Source organism: Psychromonas arctica (assembly GCF_038155225.1).
Classification (GTDB): domain Bacteria; phylum Pseudomonadota; class Gammaproteobacteria; order Enterobacterales; family Psychromonadaceae; genus Psychromonas; species Psychromonas arctica_B.
The window spans coordinates 24,335-43,075 of sequence record NZ_JBAKBA010000007.1 but is presented as its reverse complement, the minus strand read 5'-3'; the positions used below and the strand labels follow the sequence as shown (position 1 = coordinate 43,075).

15 protein-coding genes are annotated in these 18,741 nt (G+C 37.2%); 7 read left to right on the top strand and 8 right to left on the bottom strand.

Annotated features, from left to right (window positions below; genetic code table 11):
- The first annotated feature begins 419 nt into the window (after window positions 1-419).
- Complete coding sequence (locus V6255_RS04575) at window positions 420-938, top strand: hypothetical protein (RefSeq protein WP_341627070.1); 519 nt, start codon at window positions 420-422, stop codon at window positions 936-938.
- A gap of 266 nt (window positions 939-1,204) precedes the next feature.
- Here V6255_RS04575 and V6255_RS04570 read toward each other — a convergent pair whose 3' ends face one another.
- Genes V6255_RS04570 through V6255_RS04560 form a run of 3 tightly spaced genes read right to left on the bottom strand, consistent with a single transcriptional unit; the run spans window position 1,205 to window position 4,688 of the window.
- Entirely contained in the window at window positions 1,205-2,482 is a 1,278-nt protein-coding gene (locus V6255_RS04570) for an ABC transporter substrate-binding protein (protein WP_341627069.1), read from the bottom strand.
- Window positions 2,482-3,912 (bottom strand): ATP-binding protein, encoded by a 1,431-nt coding sequence (locus V6255_RS04565; protein ID WP_341627068.1) that lies wholly within the window; start codon window positions 3,910-3,912, stop codon window positions 2,482-2,484. The genes V6255_RS04570 and V6255_RS04565 overlap by 1 nt, the downstream gene beginning before the upstream one ends.
- Before the next feature lie 50 nt (window positions 3,913-3,962).
- Complete coding sequence (locus V6255_RS04560; protein ID WP_025565577.1) at window positions 3,963-4,688, bottom strand: response regulator; 726 nt, start codon at window positions 4,686-4,688, stop codon at window positions 3,963-3,965.
- A 597-nt stretch (window positions 4,689-5,285) separates the two neighbouring features.
- Between V6255_RS04560 and V6255_RS04555 the strand changes: the two genes are divergently transcribed.
- The 3 genes from V6255_RS04555 (at window position 5,286) to V6255_RS04545 (ending at window position 9,506) form a co-directional block, all read left to right on the top strand.
- The gene (locus V6255_RS04555; protein WP_341627067.1) at window positions 5,286-6,698 is read left to right on the top strand and encodes a diaminobutyrate--2-oxoglutarate transaminase family protein; all 1,413 of its coding nucleotides are present in this window, start codon (window positions 5,286-5,288) and stop codon (window positions 6,696-6,698) included.
- Window positions 6,698-8,176 carry an aspartate aminotransferase family protein gene (locus tag V6255_RS04550; protein ID WP_341627066.1) on the top strand — a complete coding sequence of 493 codons (1,479 nt, stop codon included), beginning with the start codon at window positions 6,698-6,700 and terminating at the stop codon, window positions 8,174-8,176. The genes V6255_RS04555 and V6255_RS04550 overlap by 1 nt, the downstream gene beginning before the upstream one ends.
- 112 nt (window positions 8,177-8,288) lie before the next feature.
- Window positions 8,289-9,506 carry a carboxynorspermidine synthase gene (locus tag V6255_RS04545; RefSeq protein ID WP_341627065.1) on the top strand — a complete coding sequence of 406 codons (1,218 nt, stop codon included), beginning with the start codon at window positions 8,289-8,291 and terminating at the stop codon, window positions 9,504-9,506.
- Window positions 9,507-9,678: 172 nt separating this feature from the next.
- Here V6255_RS04545 and V6255_RS04540 read toward each other — a convergent pair whose 3' ends face one another.
- Window positions 9,679-10,329: a PEP-CTERM sorting domain-containing protein gene (locus V6255_RS04540; protein WP_341627064.1), complete on the bottom strand. Its 651-nt coding sequence runs from the start codon at window positions 10,327-10,329 to the stop codon at window positions 9,679-9,681.
- A 272-nt stretch (window positions 10,330-10,601) separates the two neighbouring features.
- On the opposite strand from V6255_RS04540, the gene nspC reads away from it, so the two are divergent.
- Entirely contained in the window at window positions 10,602-11,717 is a 1,116-nt protein-coding gene (gene nspC / locus V6255_RS04535) for a carboxynorspermidine decarboxylase (protein WP_341627063.1), read from the top strand.
- A 99-nt stretch (window positions 11,718-11,816) separates the two neighbouring features.
- On the opposite strand, the gene V6255_RS04530 is transcribed toward nspC, so the two are convergent.
- Entirely contained in the window at window positions 11,817-11,969 is a 153-nt protein-coding gene (locus V6255_RS04530) for a hypothetical protein (RefSeq protein ID WP_341627062.1), read from the bottom strand.
- A 386-nt stretch (window positions 11,970-12,355) separates the two neighbouring features.
- Here V6255_RS04530 and V6255_RS04525 point away from each other — a divergent pair, with 386 nt between their 5' ends.
- The gene (locus tag V6255_RS04525; protein ID WP_341627061.1) at window positions 12,356-12,832 is read left to right on the top strand and encodes a hypothetical protein; all 477 of its coding nucleotides are present in this window, start codon (window positions 12,356-12,358) and stop codon (window positions 12,830-12,832) included.
- A gap of 53 nt (window positions 12,833-12,885) precedes the next feature.
- On the top strand, window positions 12,886-13,737 hold the full coding sequence (locus V6255_RS04520; protein WP_341627060.1) for a hypothetical protein: 852 nt from the start codon (window positions 12,886-12,888) through the stop codon (window positions 13,735-13,737).
- A 967-nt stretch (window positions 13,738-14,704) separates the two neighbouring features.
- Here the strand turns inward: V6255_RS04520 and nlpI are convergent.
- The 3 genes from nlpI to secD all read right to left on the bottom strand — a co-directional run bounded on the left by nlpI (window position 14,705) and on the right by secD (window position 18,678).
- The gene (nlpI, locus tag V6255_RS04515) at window positions 14,705-15,661 is read right to left on the bottom strand and encodes a lipoprotein NlpI (RefSeq protein WP_341627059.1); all 957 of its coding nucleotides are present in this window, start codon (window positions 15,659-15,661) and stop codon (window positions 14,705-14,707) included.
- A gap of 194 nt (window positions 15,662-15,855) precedes the next feature.
- Window positions 15,856-16,803, bottom strand: coding sequence for a protein translocase subunit SecF (gene secF, locus V6255_RS04510; protein WP_341627058.1), 948 nt, complete (start codon window positions 16,801-16,803; stop codon window positions 15,856-15,858).
- 12 nt (window positions 16,804-16,815) lie between these two features.
- A complete protein-coding gene (secD, locus tag V6255_RS04505; protein WP_341627057.1) occupies window positions 16,816-18,678 on the bottom strand; it encodes a protein translocase subunit SecD in 1,863 nt (620 codons plus the stop codon).
- Window positions 18,679-18,741: the final 63 nt, after the last annotated feature.

Sequence of the window (18,741 nt, the reverse complement as noted above, 5' to 3'; positions counted from 1 at the left end):
AGGTTCAATAATAATGTTCAGTCAATGAGCTTCGACTTGCTTCTCGATAGTAGAGTCTTTGCGTAAATAATGACGATAATAACTTTAAATTTCACAGCATCTACGCTCATATTACAGAAGCAGTTCAACAATAAATAAAACAGCGACAGAGTAGAAACACCATTATGTCGCTTTTATAAGTATTAAAGACACTAAAAATATCAGCCTATTACTCCTTGTTCCTACATTTATGAATAAAATTCTAATGTTTTATCCTGCATTATCTTACATATTGATCCCATCAGTTTTTATAAACGTAATCCTTGTGTATATTTAAATAAAAATAATTTTACTATCGATTAAGACAATCCCCATCGCGGCACTATTAATTTGTGTAATAAATGTAACCTCAAGGAATATTCATTTAAAGGAATAAAATAATGTTTAAAATCAAATTCGTAACACTTCTTTTCTCCATGCTATCTGCGAATGTCTATGCGGATATCGAAATCAGCTTTAAAGACGGCGCACCTAAAGATCAGTTTGTAATAAAAAATACCAGCACATGTGATGTAAAAGATATATCGATGACCATCGATTTGTTACAAAGTACAGGACGTTTAATTTTTGATACATCGGAATCGGGGAAAGGCGTTGAAGTATTTCAACTTTTTGAAGTGACCAGAGGACAAATAGCCCTTAAAACAGCGACAAAAGTGAATGACGGTGATACACAATTATCGTTGGATATAAAAGCAATAGCAGCTAATGATTTTGCCAGTTTTACTATTGATGTTGACGATACATTAAGCACAAGTCAATTGGGTAATATACGTGTCACAGGCAATGAAATAGCAAACGCTTCAGTGTTAGTGAATATTCATGGTGATAAAGTACTAAAAGCAGCATTTGACTTGAATGGAAAAGCACGGGTAATAATGCCTAAATGCAGTGCATGATCATAACTTATTAATTAAGAGTGCATAAATAAATAACTAAATAAGTAAAAAAGTAAAAAAGTAAAAAAGTTTACAGTACTAACTAGATTTAAGGACAAAACTACACAACCATTAATAGCAACCTCATGGACCAGCCGTTAGATATAATGATTGTGCATTAATTGAATAATAAAAATACACAATCAATATATCTTAGTTATTTTCTTATCTAGGTACTTTCTTATCTAGGTACTTTCTTATTTAGGTATTTTCTTATCAAAGTATTTTTATTTTGAAGTTAACGCTTTAACCATCACGCCTAACTGTTTTACTGCATCCTCTGCGCTTAATGAATCACTATTAAAGTAATCACTGATCAGTTGAATGATTTGTGCTTTTTGATGGCTACTTGTGGCCATGTTTTGTGTAAAAGAAGGGACTTTAATATCGTGTTTAAAATCATTAGAAGATAATTGTGAGCATTCGTCAAACTCTGACAAATCAAGATCATTGCGAGCAGGGATAGATCCTTTTAACTTACTGAAGTCTTGTTGGAATGTAGGCGACATAAGTGTATCGACAAAAATACTTTGGCTGTGTTGATCGATTGGTGAATGTGCTTTTTTAAATAAAACAAAGCTATCGATATTGTAACTGAAAACCCCTTTTGTACCGGGTACTGGAACACACTGATAATCTTGCATCGCTTTTTTACCAATAGCAGTCCAACTCCCTTTGACCCAATCCCCCATAAACAACATAGCGGCTTCATTATTAATAAAAGCCTGTGAAGACCAAGTCCAGTCCTGCCCTTGTTGTTCAGGCGTCGCATAATGATGAAGTTGTTTAAACAATTTAAAGGTATTAATCATTTCATCAGATGAGATAACGTCATGATTAAACGCCTCAAAAGCTTGTCTATATTTTTCTGCACCAAGCTCAGATATTGCAATCGACTCAAACAATAATGCGTCTTGCCAAGGTGTGCCACCAAATACAACAGGTTTTACCCCTTTAGAAGCTAAAAAATTGGCAACCGCGAAAAACTGTTTCCAAGTGGTTGGTGCAGCTAAGCCATATTGTTTAAATATTTTGCTATTCAACCACAGCCAATTAACTCTATGTATATTGATGGGTACCGCCATATATTGCTTTTCAACGGTAACATCATCTAACACCACTTTCGGTAAAAAATGTTCCCAAGCACTAGTGTCGGTCAATTCATTGATACCAATTAACATACTTAGGTTGTTCCATTCAGCGATATCTGGTCCTTTAATTTGAGCCGCTTCTGGTGGATTTCCTGATAAGGCTCGCATTTGTAAAACGTGTATCGCTCCACCGCCGCCGCTGCCTACAATCGCAAAGTCTTCAAATTCAATATCGTTCACTTTTAGATGTTCAACGAGCACTTGTTTTGATTCTAATTCGCCTTGTTCTGTCCACCAATGCAATACTTCAAAAGGTAAAGCGCTAGCATGATGGCAGGAAGCTAACCATAAATAAGATACCGTCAACACGGGTAAAGCGTAGTTTTTAAACGTTTTGCAAAATAAATGATTCATTATCGGTATGTCCTTGGCAAAATGACGCAGACTTCTAAGCCACCTTTAGGATGATTAAATATACGAATATCACCACCATGAGCTTGAATGATGTTACGTGCAATCCCCAAACCTAAACCATGCCCTTCTTGATCATCATGTAATCTCACATAAGGAGTAAAAATCGAAGATAGCGCAGACTCCGCAATCCCTGGTCCTTGATCTTTAATCACAATCACTAGTGATTGCGCTGAATCTTTAACATAGATATCAACTTGCTCACCATACTTAACTGCATTATCAATTAGGTTCGATAAACTACGTTTAAGTGCATGCGGCTTTCCTCTGAAATTAGTGTGCGTATTAATATGCAACGTCACAACATCTTGCTGAGTACCGACTATTTGTAACAATAATTTTTGAATATCAATATCGGCAATGTTCTCATGTATATCGGTATCTTTCACTGTTTGTAAAGCCGCTTTAACTAACATCTCTAAGTCTTCTAAGTCGACATTGAATGCAGCGGTTTGCTTTTCATCCTCTAACAGTTCAGAACGAAGTCGAAGGCGAGTAATCGGTGTTTTTAAATCGTGAGATACCGAACGAAAAAGTACTTCTCTGTCTTTAATATAACTTTGTAGCTTTTGTTGCATGTGGTTAAAAGCACGCGTAGCAGCAACTATTTCCGTGGCTCCTTTTTCTTGTAAAGGTGGCTTAGTAAAATCGATACTAAACTCCCCCACTGCGGATGCTAAATTCTTTAATGGCTTGGTTTGCCAATGAAATGCGATGTAAATCAGTACCAACAAAATCAATGTAGTAAAAATGATAGACACAAACTGTTGAGCGGAAATAACAGGTAAATCATCGAGTAAATAGGGAGGTGGTAATACAGCAGCTAAGTAAAGCCATTCATCTTGAGCAAGTTCCATCTGTAAGACTAAAATAGGCGAACTCACAGAGGGAATAATTAGGTTATAAGCCCCCCATGATGGCGGCAAATCTTTAAGTAAAATATTGTTGTTGATAACATGTAAATCGTCAGGGCTTGAAAACTCTAACAACAATGTTCTGTGGTCGCCTAATTTTTTATAAACAATGCTTTTAATATCGGTGAGAACTTGTTGTTTTAATTCACTATCGTTAATGGGGTTAATATCTACCATTTGTTTATTAAGTGACACAAAGAACCGTGAACCTCCTAGATCTCGTAATTGCTCTAAGACTAAATGACGATAGGTATTAGGCAATTTTTGAAAAAATGAAATGGTGCTGACCGCGCTATTACCGAGGTTTTCAGCATTGGTTAACACCACATTTTTTTCACTGTCAGCAATCTGCGTTACCCAAAAAAGACTGGTAAGGCTTTGTGCGAGCACCACTGACACAATCGTCAGTAATAACATTCGCGAGATTAATGAACCGAACAGTTTTCTAATATATGCCATACACGCCTGATATTTTTACATTGAAATAGGTGATTAAAAAACTAAAGCACTTATTGGGCTAAATGCTGAACTTCAGCAATGAAGGTATAACCCGCGCCACGCACCGTTTTAATAATCTGAGGCAATTTAGCATTATCTCCTAAGCTTTGACGCAAACGACTTAAATGCACGTCAATGCCACGTTCGTTAGCAAAAGCATCACGCCCATGTAACGCTTGGCAGATTTCATCTCTGGAGATCGCTTTATAAGGACGATTTAAAAATAGCATCAACAATTGATAATCAGCCCCGGTCAAGGTCAACGTTTCCCCTAAATCACTCACTAAATTATGTTGAAGCGTATCTAGCTTCCATTGCGCAAACTTAATATAGCGAAGCTGAGTAGATTTTGATTCGTCTTTAAGAAAACTACTTCTCCGTAATAACGCTTTGATACGAGCCAGCAATTCACGCGGGCTAAAAGGTTTAGCAATGTAATCATCAGCACCAATCTCAAGGCCTAATACTCGGTCTACTTCATCTGAATTTGCCGTTAACATAATAATAGGCACATTAGAGGTTTGGCGAATACGTTGGCATAAGGTAAAACCATCGTCACCGGGCATCATTACATCCAAAATAATCAAATCTGGTTGGTTGTCTTTCAACTTCAGCGTCATCTCAATACCGTCTTCGGCAGAAATTATTGAGAAGCCTGCTTTAGCTAAATATTCAGATAATAATTCACGTATTGATTTATCATCATCAACCACTAATATTTGCTTTGTATTGTCCACATTCACTCGCTTATTACTTGAAAGTTAACCATTTAATGATTTTTTTGTTTATAGCACTTATTTTAAAGCAAATAAGTTATAGCGGACATTATTCATTATAGTTTTGTGCTCAAGTATCGAGTCAACGCTCAAAACTATGACAAAATAGTGGTTATCAAGCCATAAACACTCAGATTAATATTCAAACAATTAAATCAATAATAATATAAGTATCAGTTAGTTATTTGCCACTATTCGTTTAATTTAAATAAAGGTGTTTTTTAAGCTTGCACTGACTAATAACGATGATAAAATGCGCGCGTTTTCCAATTCAACCTATTTTATTATAACGACTTACTATTACGGAGGCTTATTACAATGCAACACACTTACATTGACTCATCTAAACCTCTAAAGCGTTATTTTACTCCTCAAGATCAGTATTTAATACAATGTCGAGAACGTGCGGTAGAACCTTGAATTAACCAATTCATCTAGCCCTAGTTCACTAACGATTATCTGTAATTACAATTATTGCTACTCTTATTTATCGATTTTATTTATATTTTTATAAATAGAATGATGTACTTTATTTATTCCAATTTAGCGGAGCGTAAAATGCCAAACGTCCTAAATTTAGCACCAGAATGTCACCTAATAAACGATTCAGAAATCCCTGTTGTGACTTCTCCATATGATTTAACACCCGATGAAGTGTTATTAAGTCAAGAACACTATGAATCTGAAGTTCGTTCATATCCACGACGTTTACCGATCGCTATTAAAAGTGGTCGCGGTGCTATCATTGAAGATACAAAAGGCCAGGTATATCTTGACTGTCTAGCCTGTGCTGGTGCATTACCGCTAGGTTATAATCACAGTGAGATAAACCAAGTATTAATCAACCAAATTAATACTGGTGTCCCTTACCAAACGTTAGATTTAACAACGCCAAGCAAAGACGCATTCATTAAAGCAGTGATGCAATTTTTACCGGCTAACTTTGCTAAAACAGCACGTATTCAATTTTGTGGCCCATCGGGCGCTGATGCCGTTGAAGCATCAATTAAATTAGCTAAATTATACACTAAACGTAATACCATGATGTCTTTCCACGGTGCTTATCACGGTATGACCAATGGTGCGTTAGCACTGACTGGTAACCTTGGCTCTAAAAGCCGTCGCACTGGCTTGATGTCTGATGTGCACTTTATGCCATTCCCATACGATTACCGTTGTAAATTTGGTTTAGGCGGAGAAGAAGGCGCTAAACAAAGCATCCGTTACATCGAATCTGTATTATGTGATGACGAGTCAGGCATTACTAAACCTGCTGCCATTATTGTTGAGCCAATCCAAGGTGAAGGCGGCGTGATACCTGCACCGAAAAAATGGCTACAAGAGTTACGCCGTATCACTACTGAACACGGTATTTTGTTGATTTTTGATGAAGTACAATGTGGTATTGCACGTAGTGGCGATCACTTTGCCTTTGAAGAATCAGGTATTGAACCAGATATTCTTATCTTGTCTAAAGCGATTGGCGGCGGGATGCCAATGTCAGTTATTTTATATAATGAAAAATTTGACTGCTGGAATGCCGGTGAACACACGGGTACGTTCCGTGGTAACCAATTAGCAATGGCAAGTGGTGCAAAAACATTAGAAATTATTCAACGTGATAACTTAGCGCAAAATGCAGCTGAACGCGGTGAACAATTACGTGAAGCATTACGTCAAATTCAAACTGATTTCCCTCAAATAGGTGATGTTCGTGGCCGTGGTTTAATGAACGGTATTGAAATTGTAAAACCTGGTGAATTTAATTCACTAGGTCAAGCAGAAGCGGATCCTCAATTAGCCATTAAAATTCAACGTGCTGCCTTAGAGTTAGGTTTGATCATTGAGAAAGGTGGACGTCAAGGTGCCGTATTGCGTTTCTTACCACCATTAATCATCAGTGAAGTACAAATTAACTTTGTTGCTGAAACAATGGCAAAAGCAATTGCTATTGCGGTGGATGCAAAATAATGACTCAAGGTAATAACTGGTCACATTACTTTGCTCAGCTTGGTGAAAACCAAGCTTTCGAGCAAGCGATAGCGCAAACTCAACAAGCCATCAATAGTTTATTTAAAAATACAGACAAACCCTACTCTGGGCTTGAACCTGCTTTATTAAAACAACAAATTAATGCAGTGGATTTTTCACAACCCGCTTCTTTACAAGAAGTCATTGAAAGCACTAATGAGCTTATCGCCAAAAATTCATTATTAGTACAACATCCGCATACCATTGCGCATTTACATACACCGCCACTCATTGCGTCAATTGTTGCTGAACATTTTATTGCTGCGTTAAACCAGTCAATGGACTCATGGGACCAAGCTCCGGCTGCCACCTTTGTAGAACAGCAAATGGTAGATTGGTTATGTAAAACCTACCAACTTGGTGAGCACTCTGACGGAGTGTTTACGAGTGGTGGAACGCAAAGTAATTTAATGGGTTTATTGTTAGCGCGTGATTGGTTTGCAGCTAACCGTTCTCAACATGATGTGCAACAAGATGGTTTACCTGAGTATGCACAAAAAATGCGTATTATTTGTTCTGATAAAAGCCATTTTACCGTACAAAAATCAGCCTCTTTAATGGGCTTAGGTGAACGCAGTGTTGTCTTAGTTAAAACCAATGTGCAAGGACAAATTGATGTCCAAGAACTACAGTTAACGATTGATGCCTTAAAAGCACAGGATTTATTACCTTTCGCCGTTGTTGCAATGGCAGGCACCACTGATCATGGTGCGATTGATGATTTAACCGCCGTCGTTGATATTGCACGAGCAGCAGGTTGTTGGTCACATGTTGATGGTGCTTACGGTGCAGCATTACAGTTAAGCCAACAACATAAATCACGTCTTAAAGGCATTGAATTAGCAGACTCAGTCAGTGTTGACTTCCATAAGCTGTTTTACCAAACCATTAGCTGTGGCGCCCTACTGATCAAAAATAAAGCTAACTTTAATACGTTACTACATCATGCCGATTACTTGAATCGTGAAGGTGATGAATTACCTAACTTAGTTGATAAAAGTATTGCAACAACCAAACGATTTGATGCATTAAAAATGTTTATGACACTCAAAGCGGTCGGTGAAAAGCAATTAGGTGAGTTTTACGATTACCTGTTATTACTAACGCAAGAAGTCGCAAGCAAGTTTGAGCAGAACAAACACTTTGAATTATGCTGCACACCATTATTATCAACGGTATTGTTCCGTTTATCACCATTATTACAAGGTGATTTAAGTGACACTGAGTTTAATCAGTTACATCAACAATTGCGCTTAACGATGTTAACCAGTGGCGAAGCCGTTATTGCAGAAACAAAAGTGGATGGTAAATTAGTGCTTAAATTTACCTTATTAAACCCTTGTTTACGCATCAGTGATTTTGATTCACTGATCGCCAAAATTGAAGATACAGCACTAAGATTAATTAAGAGTCGTTAATTGATTAAATCAATACATTAACGACAAATGAGATTACTAACACTGACTTAAGGTTACTAAGTAGTAGTTAGCTAAAAAATACGAATTAAGAATTAAAGAATAGGAATTGATAATGTCTGTACTACAAATTGGCGCCGGTGGCGTAGGATGGGTGATCGCACATAAATGTGCTCAAAATAATGATGTATTTGGTGATATTACTATTGCTTCACGTACTTTATCTAAATGTGAAAAAATTATTACCTCAATTAAAGGCCGTAACAACCTTAAAGACACTAGCAAAACGATTACCGCACAAGTTATCAATGCAGACGATATCGACGCGCTAGTCGCACTCATTAAACAAGTACAACCTGATTTAGTGATTAATGCAGGCCCTCCATGGGTAAACGTAGCGATTATGGAAGCGTGTGTACAAACTAAAACCGCTTACCTAGATACCTCTGTTGCCACGGATCTTTGTAGCCCAGGCCAACAAGTACCAGAAGCGTACGATCCACAATGGGCTTTTGCAGATCGTTTTAAAGAAGCAGGCATTACAGGTATTTTAGGCGCTGGTTTTGATCCAGGTGTCGTCAGTGTATTTGCTACTTACGCTCATAAACACTTATTCGATGAGATCGATAGTATCGATGTAATGGATGTGAATGCCGGTGATCACGGTCAAAAATTTGCGACTAATTTTGACCCTGAAACCAATATGTTAGAAATTCAAGGCGACTCTTTCTATTATGAAAATGGCGAATGGAATCAAGTTCCTTGCCATAGCCGTATGATGGAGTTTGATTTTCCAGTCGTCGGTAAACAAAAAGTTTACTCTATGGCACATGATGAAGTACGTTCAATGGCAGAATTTATTCCCGCTAAACGTATTGAGTTTTGGATGGGCTTTTCAGACAGCTACTTAAACTTCTTCAACGTAATGCGTACTATCGGCTTATTAGATACCAAACCTGTAACAACCTGCGATGGTATTACTGTTGAACCGCTTAAAGTATTGAAAGCTATTTTGCCAGACCCAACTTCTTTAGCACCTGGCTACACGGGTAAAACGTGTATTGGTACTTGGTTACGCGGTAAAAAAGACGGTGTCGCAAAAAGTATCTTTATCTACAACATTTGTGACCATAAAGAGTCATACAATGAAGTAGAGCATCAAGCTATTTCGTACACAACCGGTGTTCCAGCGATCACTGCTGCATTACTTTACTTTCAAGGTAAATGGAGTGACAAAGGCTTATACAACGTTGAGCAACTAAACCCAGACCACTTCTTAGCGTTAATGCCTAAAATAGGCCTTAGCTGGGAAATATTAGAATTAACGGCATAAATCAAATAGACATAAAAAGTATTAATACTTTAAAACTTATTCAATTAAAAATTAATACGGTCTAAAATATAAAAAATCCTGAATATAAATTCAGGATTTTTTAGTTGTGACATTAATAATTAAAACACCCCGGGCAATAAGGGGCCATTAATTAAAAACTAAAGTAGGAATATTATTTTTTTACTTTACGTGTCGCGACAAAGCCCATCAAGCTTAATGCAAACAGCATAACACCAGCAGGTGCTGGTACGTCTATCGCAAGATCTCGAGAGACCTGTAAAGTATAATCATCACCAGCAACCGGTGCACTACCAGTAAAGCCACTATCGTTTGCACTTGTAGAGAATCGAGCAACACCAATAACATAAAGGCCTGCAGAACTTGATTCCCAAGAGAATTTAGGATCATATGAATGCACAGAACCGTTATCTACCATGCTACAAAACGATACTCCGTTTTCTACACAACCATCATCCTGATCAGCAAGTAAATCTGAAATATTACCATCAATTGACCATAAACCAATTTCAGCATCTAAATTTGGCATGCCATAGTCAATATCAAAAATATAATTTTGATTTGCTAATGCGGTAAATGAATAATAATCATATGTTCCATCGCCTTCTAAAGAAGCTATTGAACTCCACTCCCAATCAAACTGACTCGCATTATAAATATCATCATTTACACCTGTACTAAATGACCCGTCTATATTTTGAGCGGTAAACACCGTTGAATTTGACTCGACTTCAGTTATTGTACCTGCATAAACTGGTTGAGTTAACAGAACGGTTGCTGTTAGTAAAAAAATCCTTTTATTCATATTTCATCCCTTAATGTTATTTCGAAAGTCATCGTTTACAATGCAAAATGGTTAGTTAAATTTAATGAAAATAACTGATTGCAAAGGTAATCTGAAATAGATAACAAGCAAATATCAAGCCATAATGGCAACACCTATAAAGCCTAACGCCATAACATGCAGAGATAAAATAATGTAAATATATCCGACAAAATTTAGAATGTAATTACCAGTGGATTATTTTTATCTAGCAATTTATTATCTACCATAATTTTATTTAATGCTGGTAAAAAATGAAGAATTTAAATACCCCTTATTTTATGATCAATGAACAAGCTTTGATTGATAACCTAGAGAAAGCGAAACAGTTGAAAGAGATTTCAGGCGCTAAATTAGTGCTCGCTTTAAAGTGTTTTTCAACTTGGGGAACATTCAATACCATCAAACCTTATTTAGACGGTACAACAAGCTCAGGGCCTTATGAAGTACGATTAGGGCATGAAAAGTTTGGTGGTGAAACGCATGCTTATAGCGTGGGTTATTCCAATGCTGATATTGAGGCGGTTAAGCCCCTTTCAGATAAAATCATCTTTAACTCTCTTTCACAGCTTGAAGCACATTATGAAAACTGTAAAGACAGTGCTTCATTAGGTTTACGTATCAACCCTGAGATGAGTGTTGCAGGACAAGACCTAGCCAATCCAGCTCGTGCTTATTCTCGTTTAGGTGTTAAACAAGATATTTTAAACTTAGACGTTCTCAATAAAGTCGATGGTTTTATGTTTCACATGAACTGTGAAAATAAAGATGTCGATGCGTTTATTCGAGTGCTCGACCATATATCAACAACCTTCACTGAATACCTTGATCAATTAACTTGGCTTAGTTTAGGCGGTGGTATCTTTTTTACTTATCCAAACTACCCTATTGAAAAGTTAGGGTTAGCCTTAAAAGCATTTGCTGAAAAACATAGTCTGCAAGTTTATTTAGAACCCGGTGAAGCAATCATTACACGTACTGCAGATTTAGTGGTTAGTGTGATTGATATTGTTGAAAATGATAAACAAACGGCGATCGTTGATAGTGCCACTGAAGCTCATCGTTTAGATACGCTTATCTATAATGAACCGGCTTCGATTAAAGAAGCCACTGAAGGTGCCACTTATAACTATATTATTGGTTCATGTTCATGTTTAGCGGGGGATCAGTTCTGTGAAACACAATTTGAAAAACCATTACAAATAGGTCAAAAGCTACACCTTTTAGACAGTGCTGGTTATACCATGGTGAAACTGAATTGGTTTAATGGTCTAAAAATGCCGAGTATTTATTTTGAAAGAATCAATGGTGATATTGAAGTATTAAATGAGTTTGGGTATGAGGATTTTAAAAACACATTAGGGAGATAATGAGATAGGAATTCAGCGCAGGAATGGTACTGCTTTTTAATTCCCGTACTTCAGTGTTTATAGTCCCCATGGTCTACGTGGGGATTCATGTTTTCTATCTTATTTTACTTTTTGGCTAGGCTCGTCTGCGCTCGTCCAGTCATCTCGATTGTTAATTTCTGTGTTTTCGCCCTGTCGGCGAGTGACTTTCTTTTGCTTGCCCAAATGAAAGTAACCAAAGAAAAAGGCACACCGAATCGCTTTCTTATCCAAATAATACATTCCTTTTATAACGCACCGGCTCTTGCTGGCCATCCATGGCCAGAACGAGCCTACCCCAAACATCCTGTTTGGGTTTGCTAAAAGCAATGTATTATTTGGGAAAGCTCAACGGTGGCGATGTCGTAGCCATGCTAAGTAATATTTTATTATCTACAGAAAACTCAATTCCGTGTTTCTGCCGTAAATACGAAATTTCCCTTCTTTTCCACATGAGAAAGTTTTTATGTTTTTATTTAATCCCTTGATTTAATGCTCTATTACACTAAAGTATCCTCTAATTTATCAAATTAAACTATTCAGTGTGTCTACCGTAAATACGAAATAATTCGGCTTAGTTGCACTGTTAGGTTATCTTTACGAGTAGTTATGAGGTAATAATGGATATTGATTATAATGACGCTACAGTAAATTGTATTATTCGTCCTCAGCCTTCTGAAGTTGGGAGGTATTTTGATGAGTGGGTAAATATTAATTCTGATTTATGGCAAAAAGAGCGTATTGTCCAGATCAGACGCTATCAATCAATTGAATGCCGTGATGGTATGAGTATGGATACTTCCAGTGCATGTTGGCAGAGTATAGATGTATTTCCTCTGACAGGTGACCTGCCAGATAAAAAAACTGGCGACACTAGGCAATATTTAGTAGGAGGGGTTTGTTTCAAAACATACCGCGAAGGAAAAGTCGTATTAGAATTTTGCTGGATCCACCCTTTTTGGCGAAATCGTGGACTTTTAAAAAAAAACTGGGAAATATTTGAAGATAAATTTGGTGATTTTTTCGTATCTAATCCTAGAACAAAATCCATGAAAGGTTTTTTAAACTCGATCAAATATACAGCCCCACAAACCTAACAAGGCACTTAAAACGAAACTAAAACAGTGGGTTATGTGGCCTATGGAGTATCATGGATATTTTTAACAATAGAGAGTTAGCATCCGCTACACTGATGTTCCTGTTACTCTCCTGGGCTAGCTACAAAAGTAAAGATGTGATTTCCGGACTTGGGTTGGTTGTTAAATCATTATTTAAAAAAACTATTATCATTACCATAATTTCTTTAGCTTTATATATATCTATTGTCTTATATGGGCTTTACATTATAGATGTATGGAATACTGGACAGATCAAAAATACGGTTTTGTGGTTTACCTTTGTCGGTTTTGTTCAACTGTTAAACACAACCAATATAAAAGACCCAAGTATTTACCTGAAAGCATCCCTTAATGCTCAAGCAAAGATAATTGTACTGGTTCAATTTTTAGTGGTATTTCATTCATTTAACTACTTTGCAGAATTACTGTTGGTGACTGTTGTTACTTTATTAACCTGCTGTAATGCTTATTCTCAGAATAAGCCTGAATATAAGCAAGCTAAGAAGCTTTGCGAATATCTACTCGCAATTATAGGCATACTGTTGTTTTCTTATTCTTTATTTATCATATATCAGGAACCTGGGAAATTCTTTGGCATAAATAACCTACGTAACTTCATAATGCCGGTACTTTTGTCTGTTGCATTATTGCCATATACGTATTGTTTCTACTATTTCCTTGCTTACGAAAGAGCTTTTGTTAAAACTCATATTTATACCAGCTCAAGACATCTACAGAGATATGCGAAAATACAATCTTTTATCGCATATCGAGGTAAAGTCGAACAGATACACAAGTGGTTACTGTACACTTGTATTTCTGAGTTTGAGTCAAAAGAAACTATCTGTAGATCAATATATTCTTTTAAGCAATCAACAGTATAATCGGGTAGCCGGAGGTATCTAACCTCCAGCCCCCACACCAATAAAATTTTGGAAATAAAGTGTTGGACAGTCACTTTATAAGCCCAGTCTTATCAATTAGTTAACAATACAACGCGAAACTCAACGTGGCAGCGACAACTCTCCCGTTGAGTTTTTCTGAATGAGTAATTACCTTCAGCAAGTAAAGGCATGGAGCGAATTATGCGACAGCATAGTGCAATGAGCGGGCTAAGCTCTGCGTGCCCTTTGCCGTTGCTAGCTCATTTCTAGACATGGATGTCGAGTATGAGCGGTGCGTTTAGAAGGTAGTTATTTATTCAGATTAAAAAACGAATTGGGGGCCAGTCTTTTTGCTTACTTTATTCTTCTGGTAAGAAAAAGTATGTCGCCGACAGGGCGAAAACACTGTTGATCAATATAATAATGCCCTGACGAGCGTAGACGAACTAAAGTAAACCTAAACAGTGCTAAAGAGAAACCAAAAAAATCAGATCCTGACGGATTCAGTCTATCCACCGAAAAGTGTTGGACAGTCACTTTATAAATTCAATTATATCAATTAGTTAACAATATAATACGAAACTCAATGTGGCTGCGACAACTCTCCCGTTGAGTTTTTCTGAATGGGTAATTACCTTCAGCAAGTAAAGGCATGGAGCGAATTATGCGACAGAATAGTGCAATGAACGGGCTAAGCTCTGGGTGCCCTTTGCCGTTACTAGCTTATTTCGAGACATGGATATCGTGTATGAGTGGTGCGTTTAGATATATCTCAACAAGATGAAATTGAAGCGCGACAATAACAGAAGCAATCAAGGTAGATAGTTTAGCCTTTAACCGCTTTGTTACTGACTTCTTATTTGCCAAATAATCACTATCATTTTAGGCATAAAATAGGATAATAAAACTAAAACTAAAACTAAAACTAAAACTAAAAAAGCTCACCGGAGTGAGCTTTTAATTAAGCTTAGCTGCTTGGATTGTTTGCTTGCTGAGCTTGTTGTAGTTTTAAAGCCTGCTGTTGTAATTTATTTTGAATATTATTCAGGTCAATTAACGCATATTTATATTCAATGAAGTCTTTCACATTAGTTGCTGCACTTAGTTTTAAGTAATAGATACCTTTCGTTAAGTTATCATTATTCATATACCAGTGAGCTAAGTAATAATAAGCTTCACATAAACGCTGCGCTAGTTCTTCATTAGACTTAATACCATTTCCAATGTTATCGAAGAAATCTCTTTCGGAGATGTCACCATTCATTACACCAACAATAGCCCAAGCAAAACGGTTATCTTCTTCTGTTGCTTGTGCGGTTTCTAATTGTTGTTCTGCTGCTTTTAAATCAACATGTGCGTTAATAATATAACGCCATAATGAACGATACGGGTCACTTTTATCTAGCTCATAAAAGTGTTCGATATCTGCCTGTGCACCATCGTAACGATTGACTAACGATAAGCCAATAGCGCGATGTAGATAACTGTAATCCATCTGGTCTGACAGCTCTATTGCAGAGTCAAAGGCATCAAAGGCTTCATCATAAGCTTCGCCCATTAACAAATAAACACCTAATGAGTTGTATGATGCAGCCAGTGTTGGATCAAGACTGATTGATTGCGTAAAGTCGTAACGGCTATTTGCATTAAGCCCCATTCTGTCGTAAATCAAACCACGTTCGTATAATAATATCGCACGTTGTTTATCATCGACTTTGCTTTTATCAGCAATCAACTGATTGATGCGTAAAAGCTTAACTTCATCTTGGTAGGAAACTTGGATTGGTGTCGCAAGTGGAAATACAGAACTGCCATAGCCGGTAGCAGCTAATGTGTAGCTTTCATTTTGATTTTGATTATTTGAACACGCAGTAAGAGTGACAAAAGAGAGGACTATAAGTAACTTATTATATGATAATCGCATGATTTAACCCTTCTAGACAAGAGTTTCAAGAGTGTACTATATCTATGATAATGTAAAGTTTTAGCAATTCGTTTAACTAATTAATCGACAGTTGAAGCCAAAAAAGAACTTAAATTGATATTGCTGACAACTATCAACAAAAAAGCACTGCGATGCAGTGCTTTATAAGATGAGAATGTGCTAAGGATTGATAGTTACATCAATGGGTCTTGATCAGCACCTTCTTTTTCAATCACTTCAGGGATCATGTGTTCACGTTCAACACCTAGGCGAATCGCTAATGCACTCGCAACATAGATAGATGAATAAGTACCAACGAAGATACCAATGAGTAATGCCGTAGCAAAACCGTGAATCAACTCACCGCCAACAACAAACAATGAAACCAATACAAAAATAGTCGTACCCGACGTAATAATTGTTCTGCTTAAGGTTTGTGTTAACGATTTATCTACAATCTCTTCAGGCGTTAAAGCCGGCATTGAACGAAAGTTTTCACGAATACGGTCAAATACAACGATTGTATCGTTTAACGAGTAACCAACAACGGCAAGTAACGCCGCTAAAACCGTTAAATCGAATTCGATTTGAAATAACGAAAATACACCTAACGTAATGATAATATCGTGCGCCAAAGCTAACACTGAACCGGTTGCTAAACGCCACTCAAAGCGCATGCTCACATAAAGCATGATACAAATAAGCGCGATGATAATAGCAATACCACCATTCTCTGCTAATTCAGCACCTACATTAGGACCAACAAACTCGATTCGGCGCATATCAACATTGCCAAAATCAGCGGCTGTTAAAGCATCTAGTATTTGATTACCAATGACTTGTCCTTTAACGCCTTCACGAGGTGCTAAACGTACCATCACTTCATGGCTTGTACCAAAATGCTGTACTACGGCATCAGGGAAGTTAGCTGCAGTTAATGTTTCACGTACTTCCGTTAGGTTTGCAGGTTGTTCAAATCCAACTTCGATTAACGTACCACCGGTGAAATCTAACCCCCAGTTTAGCCAATTAATACTCAAAGACCCTAAAGAGATAACCAATAACAACATTGATAACCAGGTTGCAGGCTTTGAATATTTCATGAAGCTAATAGTATGCTTCGACTTAATTAATTCCAACATAGTTAACCCTGCTTAGATTGAAAGTTTTTTAATGTCATTACGTCCACCCCACAGTGCATTAACAATCGCACGTGTGCCGAAGATAGAAGTAAACATTGAAGTTAAAATACCAAGTGCAAGCGTTACTGCAAAACCCTTAATTGGGCCAGTACCAACTGCGAACAAGATAACCGCGGTAATAAAAGTAGTAATATTCGCATCAGCAATCGTTGATAATGCATTTGAGTAACCTTCATTAATTGAACGCTGAATTGATTTACCAGCATTTAATTCTTCACGAATACGTTCAAATATCAATACGTTGGCATCAACTGCCATACCAATTGTTAATACGATACCTGCAATACCCGGTAGCGTTAATGTCGCACCAGGAATCAACGACATTAAACCAACAATCATTACGATGTTAAATAGTAATGCGGTATTCGCCACTGCACCAAACTTACGGTAATAAACAAACATAAACAGAACAACCGCTAATAAACCATAAACCATGGCTTTAATACCGTTGTCGATGTTTTGTTGACCTAAGCTTGGGCCAATAGTGCGTTCTTCTACAATTTGAATCGGTGCTGTTAGTGCGCCTGCACGTAATAATAGCGCTAAGTTATGTGCTTCAGCAGTGTTATCTAAACCAGTGATACGGAAGCTACGTCCTAACTGTGCTTGAATCGTTGCAACGTTAGCAACCTCAATACGTTTCTCAGTTTCAGACTTACCGTTTGCTTTCTTTTTACCCGTTGGTAAATATTCAATAAACAATGTAGCCATTGGTTTACCGATATTATTTTTAGTGAAGCGCGACATTTTACTGCCACCTTGCGAGTCTAAAGAGATATTTACCTGTGCACGACCATATTCATCAGCACTCGATTGTGCATCAACAATATGATTACCCGTTAAGATGATTTTTTTCTTAACAACAACTGGCTGACCATCACGCTCTTTATAAAGTGCAGAAGAAGCGGGAACACGACCTGCTAATGCATCAGACACATCCGTATCAGAATCAACAGCATGGAATTCTAACGTTGCCGTTGCGCCTAAAATCTCTTTAGCACGAGCAGTATCTTGAATACCTGGTAGTTCAACGACGATACGGTCAGTACCTTGACGCTGTACTAATGGTTCAGCAACACCAAGTTCATTAACACGGTTACGTAAAATGCTTAAGTTTTGTTGTAGTGCATCTTCTTTTGCTGTTTTTAACTTTTCTGCAGTCATGCTGATAGTTAAGTAGAAAGTGCCACTCGTTTCTTTTTCGTCAAATGTAAAACCAGGATTAATCGGTTTTAAATAATCAATAGCACTGTCTAGAATTTCTTGCGATGTAAAACGTAGTATGACACCCGTTTCTGTAGACGCTTTTTCGATACCACGGTAACGAATTTTCTGTTCTCTTAAATCAGCACGTAAGTCTTGAACCATTTGTTCTTGTTCTTTGCTTATTGCTTCGTCCATATCCACTTCCATTAAGAAGTGAACACCACCACGAAGGTCAAGACCTAGCTTTAATGGGCTACCGCCAATCGCTTCTAACCAAGCTGGGGTTGCGGCTGCTAAGTTTAATGCCGTAACAAAACCATCGCCTATTTGTGCGCTGATTGTTTCACGTGCAATTAATTGTTCTTCACTTGAAGACAGTCTTACTAAAATTTGACCGTTTTCTAGCACGGTTGATTTTGGTGAGATATTCGCTTGCTTAAGGATGTCTTGTACTTTATCTAAAGTAGATAATTCAACAGTAGCACCACGAGTAGCAGAAACTTGCACAGCAGGATCTTCACCATACAGATTTGGAGCGGCATAAACTAAAGTAAATAAAACTATGAACCCTAGTAATAGATACTTCCAAAGAGGATATTTATTTAACACGATAATGTCCTTTATTTGACGCTAAAGGTAATAAAAATACCTTCATTACTTAATTAGACGTTT